At 63.0% G+C, this 23,241-nt stretch carries 22 protein-coding genes; 3 read left to right on the top strand and 19 right to left on the bottom strand.

The annotated features are described in order from the left end of the window. Positions 1–21: 21 nt before the first annotated feature. From AC1PPK_RS21425 to AC1PPK_RS21395, 7 genes are read right to left on the bottom strand one after another with little or no spacing between them, the layout of a single operon-like run. Positions 22–2,148, bottom strand: a complete 2,127-nt coding sequence (locus AC1PPK_RS21425) for a 4Fe-4S binding protein (protein ID WP_481115022.1) — start codon at positions 2,146–2,148, stop codon at positions 22–24. An 8-nt stretch (positions 2,149–2,156) separates the two neighbouring features. Then, positions 2,157–2,675: an SRPBCC family protein gene (locus AC1PPK_RS21420; RefSeq protein ID WP_481115021.1), complete on the bottom strand. Its 519-nt coding sequence runs from the start codon at positions 2,673–2,675 to the stop codon at positions 2,157–2,159. A 52-nt stretch (positions 2,676–2,727) separates the two neighbouring features. After that, positions 2,728–3,369, bottom strand: a complete 642-nt coding sequence (locus AC1PPK_RS21415) for a response regulator (protein WP_481115020.1) — start codon at positions 3,367–3,369, stop codon at positions 2,728–2,730. Then, positions 3,366–4,823, bottom strand: a complete 1,458-nt coding sequence (locus AC1PPK_RS21410) for a HAMP domain-containing sensor histidine kinase (RefSeq protein WP_481115019.1) — start codon at positions 4,821–4,823, stop codon at positions 3,366–3,368. Before AC1PPK_RS21410 ends, AC1PPK_RS21415 begins: the two co-directional genes overlap by 4 nt. Continuing rightward, positions 4,820–5,632, bottom strand: coding sequence for an energy transducer TonB (locus AC1PPK_RS21405; protein ID WP_481115018.1), 813 nt, complete (start codon positions 5,630–5,632; stop codon positions 4,820–4,822). Before AC1PPK_RS21405 ends, AC1PPK_RS21410 begins: the two co-directional genes overlap by 4 nt. Further along, entirely contained in the window at positions 5,629–6,588 is a 960-nt protein-coding gene (locus AC1PPK_RS21400) for a quinoprotein relay system zinc metallohydrolase 1 (protein ID WP_481115017.1), read from the bottom strand. Before AC1PPK_RS21400 ends, AC1PPK_RS21405 begins: the two co-directional genes overlap by 4 nt. Continuing rightward, positions 6,585–7,370 (bottom strand): quinoprotein dehydrogenase-associated SoxYZ-like carrier, encoded by a 786-nt coding sequence (locus AC1PPK_RS21395; RefSeq protein ID WP_481115016.1) that lies wholly within the window; start codon positions 7,368–7,370, stop codon positions 6,585–6,587. Before AC1PPK_RS21395 ends, AC1PPK_RS21400 begins: the two co-directional genes overlap by 4 nt. Positions 7,371–7,913: 543 nt before the next feature. On the opposite strand from AC1PPK_RS21395, the gene AC1PPK_RS21390 reads away from it, so the two are divergent. After that, complete coding sequence (locus AC1PPK_RS21390; protein ID WP_481115015.1) at positions 7,914–9,680, top strand: PQQ-dependent methanol/ethanol family dehydrogenase; 1,767 nt, start codon at positions 7,914–7,916, stop codon at positions 9,678–9,680. A gap of 90 nt (positions 9,681–9,770) precedes the next feature. Here AC1PPK_RS21390 and AC1PPK_RS21385 read toward each other — a convergent pair whose 3' ends face one another. Beyond that, positions 9,771–10,370 (bottom strand): class I SAM-dependent methyltransferase, encoded by a 600-nt coding sequence (locus AC1PPK_RS21385; RefSeq protein WP_481115014.1) that lies wholly within the window; start codon positions 10,368–10,370, stop codon positions 9,771–9,773. An 867-nt stretch (positions 10,371–11,237) separates the two neighbouring features. Here AC1PPK_RS21385 and AC1PPK_RS21380 point away from each other — a divergent pair. After that, a complete protein-coding gene (locus AC1PPK_RS21380; protein ID WP_481115013.1) occupies positions 11,238–11,408 on the top strand; it encodes a hypothetical protein in 171 nt (56 codons plus the stop codon). 170 nt (positions 11,409–11,578) lie between these two features. Here the strand turns inward: AC1PPK_RS21380 and AC1PPK_RS21375 are convergent, their stop codons facing one another. Both AC1PPK_RS21375 and AC1PPK_RS21370 read right to left on the bottom strand, forming a co-directional pair. After that, positions 11,579–12,106 carry a metal-dependent hydrolase gene (locus AC1PPK_RS21375; RefSeq protein WP_481115012.1) on the bottom strand — a complete coding sequence of 176 codons (528 nt, stop codon included), beginning with the start codon at positions 12,104–12,106 and terminating at the stop codon, positions 11,579–11,581. 36 nt (positions 12,107–12,142) lie between these two features. Continuing rightward, on the bottom strand, positions 12,143–12,313 hold the full coding sequence (locus tag AC1PPK_RS21370) for a hypothetical protein (RefSeq protein ID WP_481115011.1): 171 nt from the start codon (positions 12,311–12,313) through the stop codon (positions 12,143–12,145). 53 nt (positions 12,314–12,366) lie between these two features. On the opposite strand from AC1PPK_RS21370, the gene AC1PPK_RS21365 reads away from it, so the two are divergent. Next, the gene (locus AC1PPK_RS21365; protein WP_481115010.1) at positions 12,367–12,633 is read left to right on the top strand and encodes a hypothetical protein; all 267 of its coding nucleotides are present in this window, start codon (positions 12,367–12,369) and stop codon (positions 12,631–12,633) included. A 245-nt stretch (positions 12,634–12,878) separates the two neighbouring features. Here the strand turns inward: AC1PPK_RS21365 and AC1PPK_RS21360 are convergent, their stop codons facing one another. The 9 genes from AC1PPK_RS21360 to ltrA all read right to left on the bottom strand — a co-directional run bounded on the left by AC1PPK_RS21360 (position 12,879) and on the right by ltrA (position 22,707). Next, on the bottom strand, positions 12,879–13,895 hold the full coding sequence (locus tag AC1PPK_RS21360) for a hypothetical protein (protein WP_481115009.1): 1,017 nt from the start codon (positions 13,893–13,895) through the stop codon (positions 12,879–12,881). 691 nt (positions 13,896–14,586) lie between these two features. Beyond that, positions 14,587–15,228, bottom strand: coding sequence for a hypothetical protein (locus tag AC1PPK_RS21355; protein ID WP_481115008.1), 642 nt, complete (start codon positions 15,226–15,228; stop codon positions 14,587–14,589). Positions 15,229–15,444: 216 nt separating this feature from the next. Beyond that, positions 15,445–16,017 carry a metal-dependent hydrolase gene (locus AC1PPK_RS21350; RefSeq protein WP_481115007.1) on the bottom strand — a complete coding sequence of 191 codons (573 nt, stop codon included), beginning with the start codon at positions 16,015–16,017 and terminating at the stop codon, positions 15,445–15,447. Positions 16,018–16,424: 407 nt separating this feature from the next. Continuing rightward, positions 16,425–16,919: a hypothetical protein gene (locus tag AC1PPK_RS21345; RefSeq protein WP_481115006.1), complete on the bottom strand. Its 495-nt coding sequence runs from the start codon at positions 16,917–16,919 to the stop codon at positions 16,425–16,427. A 301-nt stretch (positions 16,920–17,220) separates the two neighbouring features. Next, positions 17,221–17,841, bottom strand: a complete 621-nt coding sequence (locus AC1PPK_RS21340) for a transposase (RefSeq protein WP_481115005.1) — start codon at positions 17,839–17,841, stop codon at positions 17,221–17,223. 500 nt (positions 17,842–18,341) lie between these two features. Next, a complete protein-coding gene (locus AC1PPK_RS21335; RefSeq protein ID WP_481115004.1) occupies positions 18,342–18,965 on the bottom strand; it encodes a hypothetical protein in 624 nt (207 codons plus the stop codon). Between the two features lie 525 nt (positions 18,966–19,490). Then, on the bottom strand, positions 19,491–20,018 hold the full coding sequence (locus tag AC1PPK_RS21330) for a DUF2059 domain-containing protein (RefSeq protein WP_481115003.1): 528 nt from the start codon (positions 20,016–20,018) through the stop codon (positions 19,491–19,493). Between the two features lie 743 nt (positions 20,019–20,761). Next, positions 20,762–21,127 carry a hypothetical protein gene (locus AC1PPK_RS21325; protein WP_481115002.1) on the bottom strand — a complete coding sequence of 122 codons (366 nt, stop codon included), beginning with the start codon at positions 21,125–21,127 and terminating at the stop codon, positions 20,762–20,764. A gap of 113 nt (positions 21,128–21,240) precedes the next feature. Beyond that, the gene (ltrA, locus tag AC1PPK_RS21320; protein WP_481115001.1) at positions 21,241–22,707 is read right to left on the bottom strand and encodes a group II intron reverse transcriptase/maturase; all 1,467 of its coding nucleotides are present in this window, start codon (positions 22,705–22,707) and stop codon (positions 21,241–21,243) included. Positions 22,708–23,241 lie beyond the last annotated feature (534 nt).

Here is a 23,241-nt window from a genome sequence, read left to right as displayed (position 1 = left end):
GGAACGCATCGCGCGGGGTGTTCAACGGCGTTGTGCGTCGCCGGAAGGCGACAGGCCTTTCTTGCGGTAAAGCATGATCGGCGCGCAGCGGTTCTCGTCGTGGTAGATACCGACGCAGTCGAGGCACTGGAAGCAGTCGTCGTAGCGGATCGCGCCGGATTTCTCGATGGCGTCGTAGGCGCAGCGGTGGCGGCAGGTCTGGCAGGGCTGGCCGCATTCCCGGCGGCGCGGCAGCCAGTCGAGCAGGCGCAGCTTGCCGCCGAGGGTCATCGCCGCGCCGAGGGGGCACAGGTAGCGGCAGAAGAACTTGTAGTACAGCCCGCCGAGGACGAGCAGCAGCACCGCGTAGGCGACGAAGGGCCAGGAGCGGTCGAAGCCGACGGTGATGGCGGTCTTGAAGGGTTCCACTTCTACGCCGGTCTCGGCCAGCCGCGGGGCGAAGGCTGCTGCCGCCACCAGCGCGGCGAGGATCGCGTAGCGCCCGCGGTCGAGGACGCGGGCGACGGTGGCCGGCAGGCGCAGGCGGGGCAGCCGCAGCGCGCGGGCCAGCAGCGCGGCGAACTCCTGCAGCGCGCCGAAGGGGCACAGCCAGCCGCAGAAGGTGCCGCGGCCCCACACCACGAAGCTGATCGCGGTGAAGGCGATCAGCAGCAGGCTCACCGGGTCGTACAGGAAGCTCTTGAGGCCGGCGCCAGCCGCCACCGACTTGATCGCCCCGGTGATCTGCACGATGGACAGCTGGCCCTGGGCGTACCAGCCGATGTAGCCGAGGGTGAAGGCCAGGAAGGCCAGCCGGAAGACCTTCAGCCGGCGTGCCGACACAGAGATCCAGCGCGGCCGGGCGAGCACGATGGACAGCAGGATCAGCGCCGCGGCGATGACGGCCAGCTCCACCGCCCGATCCTTCCAGGCGATCAGCCAGTCGGGCAGCGGCGCCGGCGGGCGGGAGAACAGTTCCTCCGGCGCCTGATAGTCGAGATTTACGCTGCGCTGGGTGAGGATCGGCAGCATCGAGCCCTTGGCGCGGGTGATGGTCAGCTCGAAGCGCACCGGCGCCGCCGGATCGATGCCGGACATGGGCGGGACGCGCAGCACCAGCGCGGCGTTGAGGGGCGGCGCGCCAGCCGGCGGGCGCGGTGAAATGTCCAGGTCGCGCAGCTCCACTGGGCCGCCGGCCTGGCTGAAGGCCAGCCGGGCCGGCACGGTGCCGCGGGTGAAGCCGTCGTCGATGAAGGCGTCGCGCCCGGCGCTGGCCACCCAGTAGGCCTGCTGGCCGGGTTCCAGGCGGCGCAGCAGGTCGGCGTGGCCGGCGTCGCCGAGGATCGCCCGGCCGATGGTCGGTGCGTTGAGGTAGGCGACGTAGAGCTCGGTGAAGGTGTCGTTCGGGCGGGCCAGGGCGTCGGCATCCACGCCGGCGCCGTCGCTGCCGGCAAACTGCTTTTCCACGTCGGCGTTGCTGAGGTGCAGGCGGCCGATGGCTCCGGATTTCACCAGTTCGGCAAAGCTGCGGTGTTCATAAACGTCCGTGCGCACTTCGGCGACGGGCCCTTTGTCGGCGGCCGGCGCGGCAAAGCCCAGGCGGGCGCGGGCCACGGCCAATCCGGCAGTAAGCACGGTCTGGTTGACGATGCGTACCGAGGCGGTGGCCTTGCTGACCCCGTCCAGCACCACGCGCTTGCTGCCGGCGCCGCTGCGGGTGTTGCCGTACAGGCTGGAGACGGTGATCTCCTGCTTGAGGCTCTTGTTGCGGTACTGGAGCAGGAAGTCGCGCAGGGGGCCTTCGCCGAGGCCGGACAGGAAGACCGGTTCGTGCTGGCGGATCAGCTCCACGTCCATGAAGCCGCCCTTGCGGTCGAGGCTGACCAGCAGGTTCAGCGGCGTGCCCTCGAAGCCGGGAATCGGCGCCAGGTCGATGGATTCGAAGGCGTAGGCCACCGGGCCGGCCTCGGGTTCCAGCTCCGAGGTGATCGGCCAGGCTGGAATGTCGCGCAGCCTCTCGCCCACGTGCAGCGGTGGCGGAAAGCGGCGGGCAATGTCGGCTTGGTTCAACTCGCCGGCTTCGACCTGGAAGGCCAGCCCGGCGAGCAGGAGGGTGAACAGGCCCGCGAGGATGCGGCGGAACAGGTGGCGCGCGATCCCCGTGGGCATGGCGGCGCTCAGTGGGCTTCGAGTTGCTTCTTGAGCGCGTCGAGGCCGCTGGTGTAGATGCCGCTCACGGCCTTGCGCGCGCCGGCGTCGTCGGCGCCTTCGGCCGGCTTCTCGTCCTTGCGGCGGAAGGTGGACGACCACTCCACGTGGCTGCCGCCCTTGGCCGGCTTGATGGTGAGCGTTGACACGTAGCCGCTGACCGGCAGCGGGGAGTCGATGATGCGGTAGGTGTAGCTGTGGGCGGCGGCCTTGTAGGCGACCAGCTCCTCGACGAGCTTGGCGCCGTCCTTGGTGGTGACGGTGCGCACCGCGCCCTTGGTGTTGTTCTTGCCCTTGTCGAGGCTGGTGCTGCCGACGGCCGGGTGCCAGCCCAGGTTGTCGAAGTTGCTGATCACTTCCCAGACCTTGGCCGGCGGCGCGGCGATGTCGATCTGTTCCTTCACCTTCAGTTCGGGGCGGGCGGCGAGGGCCGGCGCGGCGGCGGCGACGGCAAGGGCTGCGACGAGGAGCTTGCTGCGGTAGGTCATGGAGGTCTCGCTGGTTGAGGGAAAAGGAAAGAGGAAGAAAAAAGGGAAGGGCCTATACCTGGATCAGGCCGGAGCGCACGGCGGCCATCGCCAGTTCGGCCATGTTCTGCACGCCGAGCTTCTGCTTGATGTGGTACAGGTGGGTGCCGACGGTGTTGGGGCTGAGATGGAAGTCGCTGGCCACTTCGGCCACCGAGCGGCCTTGGGCGAGCTGCAGGAAGACATTGAATTCCTTGTCGGTGAGGGCCTCGGCCGGGTGTTCCGGGCGATCGGCACGGCGCAGCGCGCTGGCGATCTCCGGGTCGATGTAGCGCTGGCCGGCGGCGATCAGGCCGACCGCGCGCAGCAGCTCGTCCGGTGGGCTGCGCTTGCACAGGTAGCCGGCGGCGCCGAGCTTGAGGGCCCGCTCGGCAGTGATCGCGTCGGCATGGGCGGAGGCGATCAGCACCCGGGCCTGGGGCTTTCTGGCCATGATCCGCTCCAGCGCGGCGAGGCCGCCGCAGCCCGGCATCGACAGGTCCATCACCAGCACGTCCGGATCCTCGCTCGCCATCAGCTGCTGGGCGGCCTCGCCGCTGTCGGCTTCGGCGATGACCTGGGCGCCGGCGCCTTCGAGAAGCAGGCGGAAGCCCATGCGCACGATGGCGTGGTCGTCGGCGAGGATGATGCGGAGGCGATCGAGCTGGGTGTTCATGATGCGTCGGGCTCCGGGCTGGAGGAGGTAAGGTTGTCGGATCGGTCTGCCGGCAGACCGATCGGCAGACGGGCGCGGATGCGCGTGCCGCCTGCGGACGGGCTGGAGATGTCGAGGCTGCCGCCGAGCTCGGCGACGCGCTCGCGCATGCCGGCGAGGCCGAAGCCGGCCTGGCCGGAGGCCGGCATGATGCCGCGCCCGTTGTCGCTGACCTCGACGGTCAGCGCGTCGCCCTCCCGCAACAGGCGGATGCGGGCTTTGCTGGCCTGGGCGTGGCGGATGATGTTGGTGCACGATTCCTGCACGATCCGCAGGGCGGTCAGTGTTACTTCGTCGGGCAATGGGCTGGGGCCGGCGAACAACTCGGTGCTGAGCTCGACATCATTGTGGCGCTGGCTCCAGGCGGTGAGGTAGCTACGCACCGCATCGTCGAGGGTCTCTTCCGGGCCGCTGCGCGGTGGGCGCAGGCGGGTGAGGAGGGCGCGTACGTCGCCCTGCATGCGCGAGGTGACGTCGCGGATCACCTCGGCGCTCTGGCGGATGGCCGGCGTGTTGTCACTGCGCTGGACGATGGCGCCAGCCAGCGCGGCCACTGCGGTGATGCTCTGGCCGAGTTCGTCGTGGAGCTCACGGGCGATGGCCTTGCGATCGGCCTCAAGTCTTTCGGTGACGGTCCGTGCCAGGGCCTGTTCGTGATGCAGGTGCACGTTCTCGGCCACGGCCCGGTCCAGGCGCAAGGCCATGGAGTTGAAGGCTTCTGCCAGGTGGGCCAGCTCGATCGGAGCGTCCACTGGCAGACGCGTGTCGAAATTGCCGTCCCCAGCCCGGTCGAGGGCCGCCATCACGGTACCGAGGGGTTTGAGGGCGCGGTCGATGGCGAACCAGCAGCCGACGAACAGGCCGGCCAGAGCCAGCAGTGCGCGGGTGGCGGCGGCGGTGAGGTCGTCCCACAAGTCGAGCACCGAGCGGGAGGCGTCCGGCTGCAGGCTCAGGGTCAGCGTGCCGGCCTGCAGTTTGAGGGCCGGCAGTTCGGGCTTCAGCCAGTCGAAAAACCAGTCCGGCGCATCGCGGCCGGCCTTGTAGGCGGACGGGGGGGACTGGTACAGCAGCTTGCCGCTGACGTCGCGGACCTCCAGCTGATGGGCGCGGATGCGCCCGACCGCGTTGAGGTGGGCGATCAGGCGGGCTTCGGTCCAGGCCGGGTCGCCGGCGGCGGTGCCTTGCGCGGAAACCGTCAGCCACTGGCTGGCGACGCGGTTGGCGGCGGTGATCTCCTCGGCGATGGCGACGCGGGCGTCGCGGATCCACAGGGCGGCGCCGGTCAGTACGAAAGCCGTGGCCAGCGCGGTGAGCACCAGACTGACGCGCAGGCGCAGGGACAGGCGGCGGGGCGGGCTGGCGGGCGTCGCGTCGGTGGTCCCTTCGGACGCCAGGGCACAGGCAGGCGCGTTCATGTGGGCTTGTCCAGCTTGAACAGGACCGGAACGACGATCTGGATTTCCTTGTTCTGCAACGCTTCCGGCGGGCGCGGCAGCGTGCCGGCAGTGGTGACCAGCTGCACGGCGTTCTGGTCGAGCACCTCGAAGCCGCTGGAGCGCACGACTTGGGTGGCGACGATGTTGCCTTTGCGGGCAATGGTGATACGCACCTGGACCTCACCCTCCCAGCCGCGCATGGCGGCCAGGCGAGGGTACTGCTGGTGGCGGGCGAACAGGGACGACAGGCTGCGCCCGTAGCGTTCGAGGAGCGCCGGATCGGGCGGCTCGTCGGCAGCAATTGCGGGTGCGGCATCCACGCGGGCGGCCACTGGCGCTGGCGAGGTGGCAGGCGCGGGCGTGCGTGGCGTGCTGTCGGCGACGACCGGGGGCGCAGCCGGTGCAGGCATGCTGGCCTGGGCGACGGGCTCCGTTGCGCGGACCACCGGCGCCGGCGGTGCATCGGGGCGCGCCGGGCGGGTCAGGATCGGTGTTGGCTTGGGCGCCTGGACGGCGATCGAAGGGGGCGCCCGATGTACCGGGAGCGCCTCGACAGGCACGACCACGGCGGGCCGCGGTGGCGGCGGGGCTTCCGGTACGGGCTGCGGCGCGCGCAGGATCACCTGCAGCGGGCGCGGCAGGGCGGCAGTCTGTTCAGGCGTCCAGCCCCGTTGGGCCAGGAGCACCAGATGCAGGCCGACCGACAGGCCGATGGCCAGCTTGAGCGGGCGTGGCAGTGCTGCTGGGCGTGGCCACGGGGTTTCGGGCACTAAAGGCAGCGTGCTCATCGGGCGTTTCTCCCGGAACGAGCCAGGGCATGCTGCTCGTAGGCCGGGTAGAGCTGGCCCACGGAGCGGCGGTACTCCGCTTCGACCACCGCCAGCCGACGGAATTCAGCAGGCAGCGGGAGAGCCAGCACTTCGGTCATGTCGAGGCCATCCTCGGCGGCCTGGCGCAGATTGCCGTCCAGCCAGCCGAGCCAGGCGCGGGTCTGGCGGATCGGTGCGGCGTCCTGGGCCACCGGGCCGTGGCCGGGGACGATCTGCTTGAAGCCGAGGCTCTCCAGGCGGTCGAGGGCTTTCTGCCAGGCCACCAGGTTGGCGTGCGGCGTGGTGGGCGCACGGTCGTTGAAGACCAGATCGCCGGCGAACAGCACGCCGGTGCTTCGGTCGAAGATCGCCAGGTCGGCGCCGGTGTGCCCGTCGAGGGCGATCAGTTCGAGGTGATGGCCGCCCAGTTCGAGGGGGCCGGCAGTCAGTTGCCTGGCTGGGGCGACCGGCTCCGTACCGGCCATCCAGTCGCCGGCGAGGCGGTACATGTTCTCGTTGAAGGTGCCGCCTTCCATGTGGATGCCATTGATGGTGCCGGGCAGAGCGGCCAGGGTTTCCGGCGCAAAGGCCTGGTTGCCGAGGAAGTGGTCGGGGTGGTGGTGGGTGTTGACGACCATCGTCACCGGCTTGTCGGTGATGCGGGCGATGGCGCGCTTGAGTTGCTCACCGTAGGCCCGCGACGGGCCGCTGTCGATGACCAGCACGCCGGCCGGCGTGACGATGAAGCCGGTATTGACGATGTTGCCGCCGTTGGCGGTACTGAAGTCCTCGCTGCGCCCGACCAGGACCCAGGTGCCGTCGGCGATGGACACCGGCTGCAGGCCGTAGTCCATGTCGGCGGCGGCGAGCAGCAGGGCCCAGCCGAGGGTGAACAGGGCGATGGCGGAACGGGAGGCGCGGCTCAGGATGCTCATTTTTCGATCACGGCCGAGATGGCGTTGCCGTTGTTGTCACGGCCGCTGACGCGGTAGCCGGCGGCGGTCCGGGCGGCGGGGATGTCCACCGAGAACACGGGGTTCTCGGCCAGCGGCTCGAAGCCCTCGATCTGCAGCAGGGGCGCGCCCTGTTCGTCGGTGAGCTTCAGTTCCTGGATGTAGAAGGCCGGCACGCCGGCGGCAAGGCCGGTGTCTTCGGGGTGGATGATGCGCAGGCGGATCCGTTCGCCGCCTTCCTTGCGGTCCCACACGCGGCTGCTGACTTCGCCGAGGCGCTTCTGCCATTCCGGCGAACCGCTGCCCGCGGAGGGCAGGGTGCAGCCGCCGCCGGTGGTGTTCACCCAGGTGCCGCCCACGTGCCACACGCCGTCGCGGGTCTTGACCGCCGCACGGACCGGTGTGGATTGTTGCAGCTTGATGCGGAAGCCGAGGCCCGGGTGTGCGCCTTCCGGACGGAAGCGGACGATGCGGGTGATCGGATTGAAGTCGGCGAAGACCAGGATCTCGGTGGCGTCGGGCAGGGCGCCGGCATCCACACTGACCGGCACGTTGAGGGCGTTTTCAGCGGTCAGCGGTGCGCTGACCTTCACGCGGCCGTCGAAGACTACCCGTGCCTTGGCCGGGAAGAACTCCTTGCGCATGTCGCCCCAGCGCGGCGAGTCGAGGGGATCGGTTTGCCGGTCGCCAGCGGCGTGGGCAGTACCAAAAGTGAGGCTACAGGCGAGCAGTAGAAGGGCGGCTGCGCCATGTACGCGATGCATTCTCAAATCTGTCTCCTTGTCGGCGGCCTGACTCGGGTCGGCGCGCTCTATATGTAGAGAGAGGGCTGCAAGAGCTGTGCCAGCAAAATCCGGGGTTTCGCGCGGGCGTCCAGCCTCCTATCCTCATTCCGTGGGGATGATCTGCTGCATTTCAGGCCAGCTGCATGACCCCGGTGGGTGACTGGACAGATTTCCGTGTGCGCCAGCGTGAATCGGGCTGCTTTTCATGCGCTGCAGCATGTTCTGCTTCGGGTTGTCCCAACTTGGAGCACTTGGTGTGGAATGAAGCAGATGTATCGGTGAGCTGAGACAGCGCGACAGATGTCGCGTTTTGACGGTGGGTTTTCCCCAGCGCCAACTACCCGTTTTGTATCGGGAATTTTTCCCGGCTGCAAAAAACGGCGCACACGGCGGGTCTGGATGGCACAGGTCTTGCGGTTTTAGCCCTGCAGCACGTTTCGGTTGGGCCGGGAGGTGGCCGTCCCGGATCGTGCTTCAGCACCTTCTCAAAGGAGACACTCAATGATCCAAAGGAGCAAAACAATGAAAAAACCGTTTGCGCTGTCCCTCATCGCGGCAGCACTGATGGTTGCAGGTTCCGTCCAGGCCAAGGAAGTCACCGATGCTGACATCTCCAACGATGCCAAGACCACCGGCGACGTCGTCCACTTCGGCCTCGGTCAGCAAGGCCAGCGCTACAGCACCCTGGACAAGATCAACACCAAGACCGTCAAGAACCTGGTGCCCGTTTGGTCCTTCTCCTTTGGTGGTGAGAAGCAGCGCGGCCAGGAATCCCAGCCCCTCGTCTTCGACGGCAAGATGTACGTGACCGCTTCCTACAGCCGTATCTTTGCGCTGGACGCCAAGACCGGCAAGAAGCTGTGGAAGTACGAGCACCGCCTGCCCGAAGGCATCATGCCCTGCTGTGACGTGATCAACCGCGGCGCCGCGCTGTACGACAACCTGGTCATCTTCGCGACCCTCGACGCCCAGCTCGTGGCCCTGAACAAGGACACCGGCAAGGTCGTGTGGAAGGAGAAGATCGACGACTACGCCGCCGGCTACTCCGCTTCCGCCGCGCCGCTGATCGTCAAGGGCATGGTCGTGACCGGCGTGTCCGGTGGCGAATTCGGCGTCGAAGGCCGTCTGGAAGCTCGCGATGCCAAGACCGGCAAGCTGATCTGGACCCGCCCGACCGTCGAAGGCCACATGGGCTACAAGTGGGTGAATGGCGAGAAGACCGACAACGGCATCTCCGGCACCCTCAACGCCACCTGGACCGGCGACCTGTGGAAGACCGGCGGCGCCGCCACCTGGAACGGTGCCACCTACGACCCCGACACCAACCTGATCTTCGTGGGCACCGGCAACCCGTCCCCGTGGAACAGCCACCTGCGCCCCGGCGACAACCTGTTCTCGTCCGCCACCGTGGCCATCAACCCGGATACCGGCAAGATCGTCTGGCACTACCAGACCACCCCGCATGACGGCTGGGACTTTGACGGCGTGAACGAATTCGTGTCCTTCGACTACAAGGATCCGAAGACCGGCAAGATCATCAAGGCCGGCGGCAAGGCCGACCGTAACGGCTTCTTCTTCGTCATCGACCGTACCAACGGCAAGCTGATCAACGCCTTCCCGTTCGTGCATGACATCACCTGGGCCAAGGGCATCGACCTGGCCACCGGCCGTCCGATCTACAACGACGACAACCGTCCGGGCAACCCGGCCGCCAGCGAAGACGGCAAGAAGGGCAAGACCGTGTTCGCGGCCCCGTCCTTCCTGGGCGGCAAGAACCAGATGCAGATGGCCTACAACCCGAAGACCGGTCTGTTCTACGTGCCGGCCAACGAGTGGGGCATGGACATCTGGAACGAGCCCGTCTCCTACAAGCGTGGCGCGGCCTACCTGGGCGCCGGCTTCACCATCAAGGCCCTGCATGACGACTACATCGGCGCGCTGCGCGCTGTCGATCCGGTCGCCGGCAAGATCGTTTGGGAGAACAAGAACTTCGCTCCCCTGTGGGGCGGCGTGCTGACCACCGCCGGCAACCTGAGCTTCTACGGTACGCCGGAAGGCTACCTGAAGGCGCTGGATGCCAAGACCGGTAAGGAAGTCTGGTCCTTCCAGACCGGCTCCGGCGTGGTGGCCCCCCCGATCACCTGGGAAGAAGGCGGCGAGCAGTACGTGGCCGTCGTCTCCGGCTGGGGCGGTGCGGTTCCCCTGTGGGGCGGCGACGTGGCCCGCCGCGTGAACTTCCTCGAACAGGGCGGTTCCGTGTGGGTCTTCAAGCTGCACAACAACAAGTAATTGTTGAAGTCCGAGGCGCTGCGCAAGCGGCACCACGGATGGAAAAACGGCACGGGTGCTTGGGGGCTCCGTGCCGTTTTTCTTTTTCCGTCAGCCCCGCTGGGCGATGAGATAGACGTGATTCTCGGGGTAGCCGTCGTATTCCAGATGCCGGCACCTGCAGTTCTCTTCCATCAGGGTGCGCAGCACCGCCGGGATTCCCGGCGCCGCGTGGTAGAGCGGCTGGCCGAAGCACGGGTTGGTGACTTCGCCCGCCTCCTCGATGCCGCCCGTCGTGAAGATCAGCACGCCGCCCGGCGCCAGGCCGCGGCAGATCTTGCGCAGCAGGTCGAGCTGCCGGGACAGTGGGACGTGCCAGATGCTGTCCCACGCCGAGATGAAGTCGTAGCGCCGCGGAAACGCCCATTCGCAGATGTCCGCGTGGTGGAACACCACCCGGGGATGGTGCAGCCGTGCGCGCCGCAGCATCTCCTGCGAATAATCCAGGCCCTCGACCGCTAGGCCACGGGCAAGCAGCAGTTCGACGATGCGCCCGCTGCTGCCGCAACCGATGTCGAGGGCCGCAGCCCCGGGGGCCGCGAACTGCAGCGCCCGCTCGTGTTGCCGGATGCCGTTACGGCGGTTGAACTCGGGGCAATCCCAGTGCTGGGCGATGCGGTCGAAGACGGCGGCGGTCTGTTCGGGGCTCATGTCCGTTCTGCTGGCGATGCGGGCAATGTTGACGACGGGTGTCCGGGGGCGCGCGTCGCGCAAGGACGTGGCCTTTCATCGGCGGGTGTTGCAGGCCATGCGCCGACCTGCATCGATGGCGCGCCCTGCCGATCCGTTGGGGGCGACGTATCCGGTGCGGTGCTGCCCACGACATCGGACTATACCGAAGGAGAGAGGCGGTCGGCGTTGGTCAACATGGGAAGTGCTGTGTGGGGCGTGTAGAGGCATTCCCCAAGTCGCATGGCCATCCTGTCCGCACCGGCCGGGAGCCTGCGGGCTGGCGCCAGAACAGTGCCCTCTCTCTGCCGATCAAGAGGCTTGACGCATCCACGATGCCGGGTCAATACTCGGCGCCGTCACCTAAACAGTGGTGACACAGGCTTGGCGGCCTGGATTACTAAGGCGGACAACCGCCCTGAGCGGTTTTTTTGTCCGCAGCATGGTTGCGCCCTTATGGGCGGGCCGTGCGGGAGGGGAAACCCTGCCGGTTCCTTAGTACCGGTCCGCCAACCTGCACGGTTCCGCCCCCAGCTTGGCGGCTGGGAGCGGATGCACAACCGCAACTAAGGAGCATCGCACCATGGCAACCCCCGCTTTGGCGTGCAGACGTCTGCACGCGCCGGCATCACGTACCCATACCCTAAACCGGCATCCCGCCCTGTGTCTTTTGACCGGGGCCGCGTTGGTTTTCTGCCTGACCTTCGCCAGGAGGGCCACGGCATGAGCACACCGATGAATTTCCCTGCCCCCGCAGGCAGTCTCTACGTCATCGCGAGCAGCGCGGACACGCTGGCCCTCATCGACCAACAGAGCGCACGGCTGGCATAACTGCAGGCCTTGCTCGCCATGACGCGCGGCAATGCCGGCGAAACGTTCCGGCGCATGAATGCGGAATACCAGGAGCACTACCTGTGGGCTTGCGGGATGATTGCGGATGAAGCGCGGGAACTGACGGAACTGATCCAGGCAAGACGACATGGAATGAAGTCGCCAGAAGAGGATGGCTCGAAGCCATAGGCTTCCGTTTTCATTCGCTTGGGGCGGGAGGCACGACTTCCCGCCCTGCAGACGGACGATTGAGACCTGCTGCCGCGATCACCGAAAAAGTGCACCAGAGGAAGCAGCCCCCATCACATTGGTGCGAGGCGGCTACAGCAACTAGAGTGGGCACGAGTCCTTCGCATATCTCAAGGACCGCTACGACGGATCCGCATCCCGACAACTGCCGCCACGGCACACGGCAGCCACACCCAGGTGAGTTCCGAGTGCATGAGCGCCAGCCCGCGTTCGCTGAACACGCGTCGCAGGGAAAGGGGCGAAACCTCGATGACCTGCCATGGTGCGAAGTACCGAAGATCCGAAACCGGCCAGAAAAGCGCCACGCCGAGGCCGCCGTTGGTGAGCATGTCCAGAAGTGGATGGGATGCGCCAGCGGCCAGGACGAAAAGAAAGGACATGAGTCTCGATGTGCGCAGTAGCGGCGCAGCAACTGAGGCACCTGCCGCCAGAAGGAGCGCGAACATCAACGAATGGCTTGCACCGCGATGCCCGAACGCATCGGCATAGGCAATGCCGAGCCTGAAGGCGACGACGTCCAGATCCGGGGCGATTGCGGCCACTATGCCGGCGAGAAGGAGCCGGGGCGGAATCCTGTGCCGACCGAGCCCGATACGGATGGCGAGCGGAACGGCGGCGTGAGAAATGATGGTCGGCATGAAGGTCGGGAGAGGGGATGCGGGTGGCTTGGGCAATCAGAACAGACGCGACAGGGTGTAGGCCGACCCGAACAGCACCAGCCAGATGAAGAGGGTGGCGACGATGTTCCGTTCGTTCTCGAGGTGCGTGTAGAAGCAGTGGCCCAGCAGCTTGACCATCTTGTCCGTTCCCGTCAGAAAGCCCGCCAGCGCTGGCGCCGGAATCATGATCAGGAGGCTCGCGGAATGTCTGCTCCGGCGAGAAGGAGCTTGGGCAGTCTGTGGCTGAGCCGGAAGACGACGAGCATGACGACCAGGACGGAAACATTAAAGAACAGGGGCGCGAGGAGCGCCGCGAGCAGACGGTCGGGCAGGCTGATGGCTTCGGGGAGCGGCTTCCGTCTTTGCACGGGTCAGCCCTGCCGCGGTGTGCTCTGCATCTTATGGAAGAGCATGATGTATGCGGCGAGCAGCACGCAGGGAAATACGAAGAGAAGGCCGGCAGGGGCTATGCCTGCAGCAGGCACAGCCAGCCAGCGTACCTGTGATGGCTAACGGCCAATTGATCGGCTTCTGGAACACCCAGAGGCCACACAGCGCGAGATGTGCTACCCAGGCGTAGACAAGCAGTAATGCCGACGGCGCGTTGGACCTGATGAGAAACAGCACGCCGAAGATCCCGAAGCCGGACCATGCGTAGCAGGTGAGGACAACCAGCAACCGGAGGAGTGTCGTCATGGTCGCCGGTTAGTCAGGTGCGGATCCGGGAATATGCCCCCGTTCATGCTGGTATTCATCGGCTGGGATCAGCTCCAAGTTCCCTGCTTGCACGATCATAGACAAAGGCGGGATTGAGGCGCTCCTTCACCCCGTCTGCAATCCATGCCCATGGCACGGATTCGATTTCGCCATGCAAGGCGTCGAGGACGGTTTTCGCTTCTCTCCTGGCGCCACAAACATATAACGCAACGCCGAATTGATTCAAACCATAGCTCGAAAAGCCGCCACTGGCGTTCTCGAGTTTGCTCGGCAGGTTTTCGGGTGTTGCATCCAGCCATGCATAAAGCGCTGCAGCCACCTCTTCCGCGAATTGCGGTTTCCGTAATGTCTGATGGGCCGTGTCGACGCCACGCTCCGAGACGATGGAAAGGGCGAAATCGTTGTAGGCTGAGGGAATCAGGCAATGCAGCATATTTCCCCGAGGGGCTTTTCTTGTGCTGCTGCGCACGAAATCAAACATTTCGTCATGGCTCCCGCCCCATTTTTCGGTGACCACATTGAAATACTTATAATGCGCCGGCCAGTGCAATGGCACTCTGGACGTGGCTTCGACGAAAAGCCGGTATTGGTCCTCCTTGGATGCGCCTTGTCCAAGACCGAAGTGGATCAGCCAGGCGTAGGGTTCAGCAATGCTTGCGTCAAGTCTTGCCGCCCGCAGCAAAGGCTCTTCGGCGCTGCTCAGCTTTTTCAGGAAAGGGGCCCATGCATTATCGTCCACGTCTTCGGCGTAGTTGTCCCCCCTGATTTTCCATCCACTCACAATGAGGCTCGCGCCGACCACGATATTTGCAAATGCTGAGTTGGGATGTTTCGTGGCCCATGCTGCGGAGATTTGCACTGAACTCTCCGACGCGGCAAAGCCATAGATCATGCGTTCCCGATTCTGATCAGATGCCTTCATGAGCATCATTTCAGCCTCAAAGTAGTCGCCTCTATCCAGTTTCTTGCGGAAATTAATCGAGAAAAGTTCAGCCTGTTTGTTGTTTGACTTTGAATAGGGCCTGATTCCCAACATGTTGAGGATCGACATCAGAGTTTCCCAATGTGATTGAGGTTTCACTGAGCGTGTGGCAGCAGAAGGCTGGTCATTGTCGGCGTGATGCTCAGTGCCGGATCTCGTCCGAATCTACTGCGCGCCACACAATGTGGCAAGCATGATGTTGGCGTTTTTTAGGTATGCGGATGCGTTTCCTTGGTCGCTGCTGACGATGCCGGAGCTGGCGCCAGTCAGAGCCCTTGAGCTGATCGCCTCCCCGTCGCACGGGCTCGCGACCCCCGCCGAGGTACTCGCGACCCTCCCGGGGGTACTCGCGACTATCCCGGAGGGACTCGCGACCCCCGCCGAGGTGGTCCGTCCTGTATCGGAAGCCCTCGATTGGGTGCGAGGGATAGGGTGGGTCTGTCTCCGGGCTCCTCGCGAGGAGCGCCCGGACAGTCGGTCCCTATCCCGCCGGGCCTCGCGAGCAGCTTTGAGCTCCTCGCGAGGCGCTTTCGGACAGGGTGGGAGTATCGGCGGGATAGGGGCGGTCTGTCCCGGAGGTACTCGCGAGGGACTCGCGGATAGGGCAGCACACTCGCCGGGCTCCTCGCGAGGCGCTTTTGGAGGGTCGGGACGGGTTCGGAGGGGGTCGGATCGGCTTCCGGGGGGATCTGGAGGGGCGGATGGCGTGTGCGGAGCGGCTCGGCGATGGGCTGGGCATCGCCGTCGCAACGCTCTTGCGTCATGCCGATGGACTGACCTGCAGGAACTGGATCAAGGCCTGGAAATTCGAGGCGGCCTTGCCGCTTGGATCGACGATGCTGTGGCTGAAGTACTTCTCGATGTTGGCCGCCGTGATGGCCGTGTCGAGCGGATCGTAGGTCGTGCCGCTGGTGCCGCCCGCCGTGTGCCCCATCATCCGGGTCAAGGCGATCTGGCCGATGCCTGCAGCGGCTGCCTTGTTGCCGCTGGCAACGGCCTTGTCGTACAGCGCCTTTTCCGCCGGACTGAGATTCGCCATCGTATTGACGAGCCCGGTGGCTTTTTGCATGTAATCGAGGTCGTCGGCGGACAGCTCGTCGGGCGATTTGCCCTGGGCGGCGATGGCGGCAAGCCGCTTGTCGTTGGTGAACAGGTATTCCTGATCTTCCTGCGATCGGTTGATCGGGCCCCGGGCCCTGATCTCCGCCAGCCGGGCTGCGACGCCCTCATCGTCATGGCTGGCGGTAGAAGAAGCCGAGGCGGCAAGCGCATCCCGCGCCGCCTGGGAAATGCGGACGGTATCGGCAGGATTTGCCGAAGCGGCGACCGGGGGCTGCCGGATCGACGCCGTCCGGAGCATTTCTGCCGCATAGCCAAGGCGTGAGGTGGATTGGACGATCATGATGCGCCTCCGGTTTCAGATGCTCGAAGCCAGTGCAATGAGCATGCCAATGGCGAATCGGCAGGGTTTGCGGGGAATTCCCTTACAGAGTGCTCCGGCGCGATGCAAGCCATGCTGCGAGTACGGCAGGCAAGGCCATCGCAGCAAACGCCGGCATTGCGAGCGGCCACAGGTTTCCCAGCTCTCCGTTTCGAATGCCCACGATGTTGAATGGCCTCAGCGCCGCCGCCTATCGTTCAGGGAAGACTCCCCCGGAGCGGCAGGCGGATCGCCACGACGGATCTGCATTCCGATCGCCGCCGCTACCGCACAGGGCACCCATACCCAGGCAAGCTCCGAGCGCATGACCGCCAGCCCTTGTGTGCTGAACACGCGCCGTAAGGAAAGGGGCGAGACCTCGATGACCTGCCACGGTGCGAAGTAGCGATGATCCGACACGGGCCAGAACAGCGCCACGCCGAGGCCGCCGTTGGTGAGCATGTCCAGGAGCGGATGCGATGCGGCGGCGGTCAGGATGAAAAGAAAGGACGTGAGTTTCGATGTGCGCAGTAGCGGCGCAGCAGTGGAGGCGCCTGCGGCCAGCAGGAGCGCGAACATCAAGGAGTGGCTTGCTCCGCGATGCCCGAATGCATCGGCATAGGCAATGCCGAGCCTGAAGGCGACGACGTCCAGATCCGGGGCGATCGCGGCCAGTACGCCGGCGAGAAGGAGGCGAGGCGGAATCCTGTGCCGACCGAGCCCGAAGCCGATGGCAAGCGGAACGGCGGCATGGGAAATGATGGTTGGCATGCAGGTCGGTACGGAGGATGGGTTTTGGGGGGGCAATCACAGCAGACGCGACAGGGCGTAGGCGGACCCGAGCAGCGCGAGCAGGACGGAAACGTTGAAGAACAAGGGGGCGAGGATGTGAAGCCCGAGTCCAATGAACGGCATGCCTTTCCTCTCGGATTGGTGGGATCGGAAGGGCGCTGCGGATGGGGCTGCGATGAAGCCCGTGTGAATGTCCTGCTCGATCGGATGGTGTGGGGAAATGGTGTCGATGTATGCGCTGCGCATTAAACGCCATGTCTTGTTTCATGACAAGCGGTCTGTCGTGTGTGCAGGCGTCAGGGAACAAAAGCAGGTCGGCAGGAAAGGAAAACCGGCCTGGCGGCCGGTCATTGGATGGTGCTTGACGGGGAAGTCCTTAGAAAGGGTCAGGCTTCACCCCCGGACCGCCTTTCGAAGTACTTCTTCTGCACCAGGTTGATATCTTCCCAAGGAGGTATCGGTGGAGTCGAGCCGTTCGCAAGTCTGGGGTCGAAGTGAACGTACCAGTGGAGACGGGCGTTGCAAAACGCCATGGCGTGCTGGGTGAACTGCTCACCACAAAGAAATCGCGTGGACGTGAGTTTTGAGACAAGCAACTCAGTCTCAGCGATAGCCGCGGTGCGAAGACTCGATACATCACTGTCGTTCACAATCGGAGGCAAGGCTTGGACGCGCGCGTCGCAGGTGTTCATCCAACTATAGATTGCTGCCCATGATTCATTCATCGCCTGAACACGAAGCTTGACGAACTCGGATTCTCGAGCCAACTTGATCTTGTGAGACTCGAGCATCCGATTTAGGAAGAATCCGGTGATCAGGATGATCAGTGCAAGAAACCCCTTGTCGAAGGCGCTCGCCAATATTGTTTCATGAAAGGTCATGGCGTCTCGTGAAGCCTAACGTTTGATCTATGGACTCCCCCGATTTTGCAAGATGAATGTGCTGTTGGTTTGATGGACAAGCCTGCAGGAATCCATTCGGCCTACTATGGCACCCGTCGGCGCCGGCCCTGATGACATACGCACCACGGAAGCCTCATTAATTAAACGGCCTGGCGCGGCCAACAACGTTATCAGGCTCTCTCCGTGTCGGTTTGATCCGTCATCCCATCAACACTTTCGCTCGCAAACCTACGGTGGGAAATTACTGCTACTGCGGTTGAAGATCGACAGCCTGTATGGTTCAGGCGGCCACTCGGTACTCGGTTCCCCGAGCCAGCATCGCCCAGATGATCCGGGCATTCCTGGCCGCCAAGGCAACAGCAGCCACATTGTTGCATGCTCTCGATTTCAGGACCTCGGCCCAGCGGCTTTTCCTGTCCTCCTTGCCGGCCGTCAGGCGCAAGGTCGATCTCGTGCCGTGAACCAGCAAGGTCCGCAGCACCACATCCCCTCGCTTGCTGATGGCGCCAAGCCGGGTCTTGCCGCCGCTGGAGCTTTGCCGGGGCGTGAGCCCCAACCAGGCGGCAAACTGCCGCCCGTTCTGCATGTTGGGCCGGCCCACGGCTTTGCAGATCGCTTCGGCATCGTTGGCGTCGTTCTTGCCGCTCTTGCGGTAGGGGCTGACGAATTGCGCCGCCATGAGCCGCGCATCGTGCCCCAGTTTGATCAGTTCCCGAGCCCAGTAGCGGGATCCGGCGCAAGCTTCGATTCCGATCAGACACGACGGCAGGCTGATGAAGAAGGTCAGGACTTCGCCGCGGGATAAGGTCTTTTTGCAGACCGGTTTGCCGTGGCTATCTACACCGTGGAGCTGGAAGACGGATTTGGCAATGTCGAGACCGATGCGGACAATCTGTTTCATGGCACTTCCTCCTGGTGATCTCAGCCCCATGGCTACTTGGGCCTCAGTGTCACGCTACGGGGTGGGGGAGTCCATTTCATTAGGTAAGGGGCTGGCTGGAGGCAGGCGCAGCCTACCGGAAGGCAGTCCCTCTTGGCCGAAAGGTTAGACATTTTCATTTGATTGGCGCCCCCTCGTTTTTTGACGGCCAAACGGCCACCAACCTAACAGCAACAATGGAACAGAAAGCAAAGCCTTAAGCACCGCGACGTCTTTTTCATCTAGGGTTGTTGCGGCAGCGGGGCCAATTGAGCATCCTCCAGCCATAAACTTGCGGCGATGCTCAACAACATCTGTTGCGGAGAATGGCGTCGGACACTGACAAGCCGAGCACTGAGAGTTTTCGGGATTGTTCGAAGTGCCACAAGCGGGACATGACCAGCGGTAGGTGGGCATATGTCTAACGTCTGAATTCACCGGCTTGGCGCGGCTTGCCGCGACAGGTCCGGTGGAATGATGGGTTAGCCAGCATAGCCGTGTAGCAGCAAGCTGCCCCCGAAACCCAAGGACAGGAAACCGCTGACCACCTGAAGAAGCAACAAGAACGACTTGATTTCACCAACTTGGTGGCCGCTTCGCATTACGACCTGCTGGAGGCGAACTGACTTCTGTAGCGCGGTGACAAACCCAAATACCAACAGCAATGCAACTAGAGAATACGGGCCAGGCGCGTGAGGTTGATTTGCCCCGAATGGTTGATCAACTAAGAACAGTACGTTCCAGAGGGCAACGAACGCGATGACAACACTCCAGCGGATTGGAAAACCCTCTACGCGAGGTCTTGCCTCTCCCGTGGGATGAAAACCACTCTGCGTGATTGCCGAAAACACCCTCTCTCGGTTCCCCATGCACCAGAAGACTATTGTTTCTGGACAATCCGCACGGTTGTGTTTTATGCGGATGCCACTGGCCAGCAAGGGAATGGAGCCATAGCGCTCGAAGGAAACAACCTGCGACGGTGCAAACTCAACGTTCCCCAGACCCGAAATGGTAAGACAGTTAGGAGATAGAGAAAGCTTCGCCAAAGGCCAGGAGGCATTGACCCACCCGATTCTTGACCCGCCTCTGAATGAAAATTCGGCCACCGCTGATGCTCCTCGTGCTGGCTAACGTTTGAATTCACCGGACTGCGCGGCTTTTCGCGCAGGTCCGGTGGAGTGAATAGTTATACATGGCATACGCAAACCACTTTGAAAGCCAAATCTCCAAAGCCCCAAATCAGTGTGCCCACCGCAACTACCGCGTGAGCGAAAGCACGTGTATTTCTCTCTATGTCAGAGAGGTTGAATGCTTCCGCCAGCTGCCCCATTGAAATCTGGCTGCCAGGTACATACACGTTTCTCAGATACGAACCGATACCAACCTGATACTCAAGAACGGCGCCGGCCAATGCGATTAGCGCCCCAGATCTTGAAAATAAATTTAGCTCGGCCCCCCCAATTTTGCAGTCCGCGATGAAGCAGAGCACGGACGCGATGAGCGCGAAATACACGGAATACTTGGTGGGTCGGATATATGGGCGGTTCTGCATGGCGAACTATGTATAACGTCTGAATTCACAGGCCTGCGCGGCTTTCTGTGCAGGTCCGGTGGAAGGATGGGGTAGCCCTCTACTCATCGGCAATTGCACGCAAACGTTTTGCATAGCGCAAGTAGGCTTGCCGCCCCATTTCATTGAAGGTCGGTAAGGCTTGGTGAGTGACAGATTTGTATATGTTCGGCAAGGCTCGTGCAAAGCTACGGCCCTCGGGCGAGCGCATGTAGGTGATGGCGGAAGAAAGCTCTTGGTCGTTGAGATTTGTGGCCCAGGCATCACGATAGGCATCCAGCAGTAGAGGGCGGATTGCATCTCCACAATACTCAGCCCTGTAATTTTCGTAGGATCTCAGAACCTTTGACCATTTCGGAGATTCCGGGGTGACGCCATAGAAGAGAGTCTTGTCACTCTTGGATATGACATCCGGGCTGAGCGCCTTTGATTGGTCGAGGCAAGAGTCTCGGAACGCTTTAATGGCTTCCTCGTAGCCAAGAATCGCTACAAGTTGCGAAGCCTTCTTGCATCTGGAATCAGATTGCGGGCAATCTGAAGCGTAGGCATGGGGAATGATTGCGATCAACAGGGTAAGAAAATATCTCATAGCAGAGGCCATGGGGTGTAGAGGGCTAACGTAGAGGTGACCGGCGCTGCGCGGATTTATCGCGCAGCGTCCAGCGACCGAAGGGAGCGAGGTTGACCGCGATGTTAGGCATGTGGAAGGAGGTACAGCTCACTGTCTTCCGCCCACCTGTGAAGAGGACTCATAGCGGTTGGATCAGTAAAGAAGAAGTGATGTGTGTCGTCCCATCCCTCGTAGAAAACGCAATTCAAATCGGGTAGCGCAACATGAAAGTGTCGATGCCCGAATGTCCGTCCACCATTTGGCGTGCAGTATTTGGATAGAGCTGCTTGAGAGGTGAACTCACGAAACACCAGACGATCTCTCGCTCGTCCACGAAAAGCAAACGAGAGTACAGAGGTACCCGTTACAAGAAGCTCGCAGAACTTGGCATGCAGTGCCTCGCGACGTGCCTGCTCAGGTGGAGGAACATTCTCCAGAAGCCTGCAGGCATCTTCGCGGGAAAGCCAATGGTCGAATACTGTGATTGATAGGACTTTCACATCCGGTCTACGTATGTCTTCATGCACTGCCCTAAGCCATGAAAATTGGCGCGATAGTTCGATTTGTCGCCTTGGCGGCAAGTTGTGAAGGCGGCGATTGCTCATGGCTAACGTGGAGGTAAGCGGACTGCCGCGACGGGCGCCCGAGGAAGAGCCAAGGCGGGTGTTCGGCAGGTCTGCTTGACCGCAGGGTTAGACCTCGGACAGAAAGATGCCAGCATTTTATTTGCCCCGGAGTTTAGAAGCGACTTCCGCGTCACTTAGCGGAGCACCGACCCACACGACAACCTTTGATGCACCGGCACCGATGGCCAGCTCGTGAAACACGCGCTCTTCAATCTGGGTTAGCCCGCCATCGATTCTTTCGAGAGGATGAATTACGACTGCAGTCGTTAAAGCAAACCCAGAGCCGCGTGCCTCTGAAACCGCTTTCTTCAAACACTCCTGTGCGGCAGTGAAGTTACCGACAAGCATTCGTGGATGCGAGAAAGCAGAACTCGCATTCTTTTGAAGGGAGCGCGGGTCATCGATATTCCGCACTTGGATGTGATCTTCTCGGATCTGGACGTAAAGAGATTTGGCGAACATCGATGGTCTGCGGATGAGAGGTCTAATCGGGATAGGAAGAAGCCTCGCGGCTCCTCCCTCCCACACCACCGGACGTACGGATCACGTATCCGGCGGTTCGATGAGTTGAATTCCTACCGGGGCGCAAGGCTCGGTAGTCCCAGTGATTCGAAGAAGCGCAGTGGCAGTGCAACGGTCAATGCCGGTGTCTTCGATAACCGCCACGGGCCATGGGCCGACTTGCTGGTGTTCCACGCTTCGCGCACGGAGACCCCGCGCTTGCGTAGTTCCCGGTAGCCGGCCGATCCCCATTGCTTCCAGATGTAGCAGCGCAACTTGCGCCGTACCCATTTGTCCACGTCGCGTAGAGGGCTCAACACCTCGGCGATGCCGAAGTATGCTTTCCAGCCAAGCAGGGTTTCTCTCAGCTCTGCCACGATCACTTTCAAACTGGTGCCTCTTGTACGGCGGGTCAGTTCCCGCACCCGGTCCTTGAGCTTCTCTAGCGGCTTGTCCGCCACCTTCAGCTTGGCACCGTTGCGGCTGACCGTGAAGCCCAAAAACTTGCGGTTTATGGGCCGATCCACCGCGCTTTTCAGCGGATTCACTGTGAGCCGCAGTGAGTCACTGACATAGCGTGCCACGCTCGCCATCACCCGCTCTCCCGACCGCTGACTCTTCACCAGAATATTGGCATCGTCAGCATATCGGGCAAACCAGTGGCCGCGTCGGTCCAGCTCCCAATCCAGTTCATCCAGCACCACGTTGGCCAAGACCGGCGACAGAGGACCGCCTTGCGGCACGCCCGTATGAGTGGGTTCGAGTTTGCCCTCCACACTCACGCCGGCCTTGAGGAAGCGGTTGATCAGGCGTAGCAGATCGGCGTCCGGGCAACGGCTTTTCAGCCGCACCATGAGCCGATCCTGATTGACCCGGTCAAAGAAGGCTTCCAGGTCCATATCCACCACCCAGCCATAGCCCGCCCGGATGCACGCCTGCACATGACGTACTGCCTCATGGGCTGAGCGCCCCGGTCGGAAGCCGTAGCTGTTGGGGTGGAAGTGCGGTTCCCATTGCGCCGAGATCACTTGGGCAATGGCTTGCTGTATGAAACGGTCCAGCACGGTAGGGATGCCCAGTTTGCGCATCTTCCCGTCCGGCTTGGGGATTTCCACGCGCTTGACCGGTTGCGGTCGATACTGCCCCGCCTCCAGTTGCACTCGAGTTTCCAGCCAGTGCTGTTTCAGGTACTCCGGCAGTTCATCAACAGTCATGCCGTCGATGCCCGGCGCGCCCTTATTCTGGCGCACTTGCTTCAAAGCGCGTTGCAGGTTGGCCCGCTCCAACACTTGGGCCAGCAACGCTTGGGATGGAATCGAGTCCGGGCGTCCCGGTAATCCAGCGACGAGTTCATCCTGCGGCAGCGCCGCAGCCTGCCGAGGCAGGTGGTCAGATGCAATCCCGTCACTCTTCACCGTGGTCCTTTCTCTCTCATCGTTCGGGCCTTCGGCAGGGGCAGCCCGCCTACTATGCCCTCTGCTGACTCCTCCACGGTATTCAGCGGCCGTTACCAGCCGCCCAGCTTCGATCTTCTGAAGCACCGGGGAGGTCTCCCGGGGTAAGACACGTTACCTTCACTGCATAGACGCCGGATTTACAAAATGTACCCCAACCGCAGATGGAGGGCTTCGCGGTCACGTGCCCGCTCGCCCCAGGTACATCACGCCTCATATCCGGTTTTTGTTCATCGCCCCACAGTTTCGGATTGAGCTTCCTTCAGACCCCGCCTCGCGACGACGCCCTTGCCCTTCTCCTTGCCTTCGGCTCTGCGAAAACCTGGCCATCGGACTTACACCGACGAAGTAACGCGCCATGCCCGGCGCACACGTTTGAATTCACAGGCCTGCGCGGCTTTTCGCGCAGGTCCGGTGGAATGATGGGTTGGGCGACGTGGCATCATTCTCTCGCCCCGGTTTGATAGATATGCTCGATGCAATACACGACACCCTTGACGCGTTTTCCTTGGCACCCATGCCAAATACACTGCTCTTCAGTAAGCCCACCCCGCGATTGAACTAGGAAGTTCTTTTGCAGGGCCGAAACATCGAACTGCTCCCAGTCCGCACCTGCCGGAA

The organism is Zoogloea sp. JDB1 (assembly GCF_056724025.1).
Note: the sequence above shows the minus strand (reverse complement) of the source record. Positions and strands in the feature narration are given on the sequence as shown.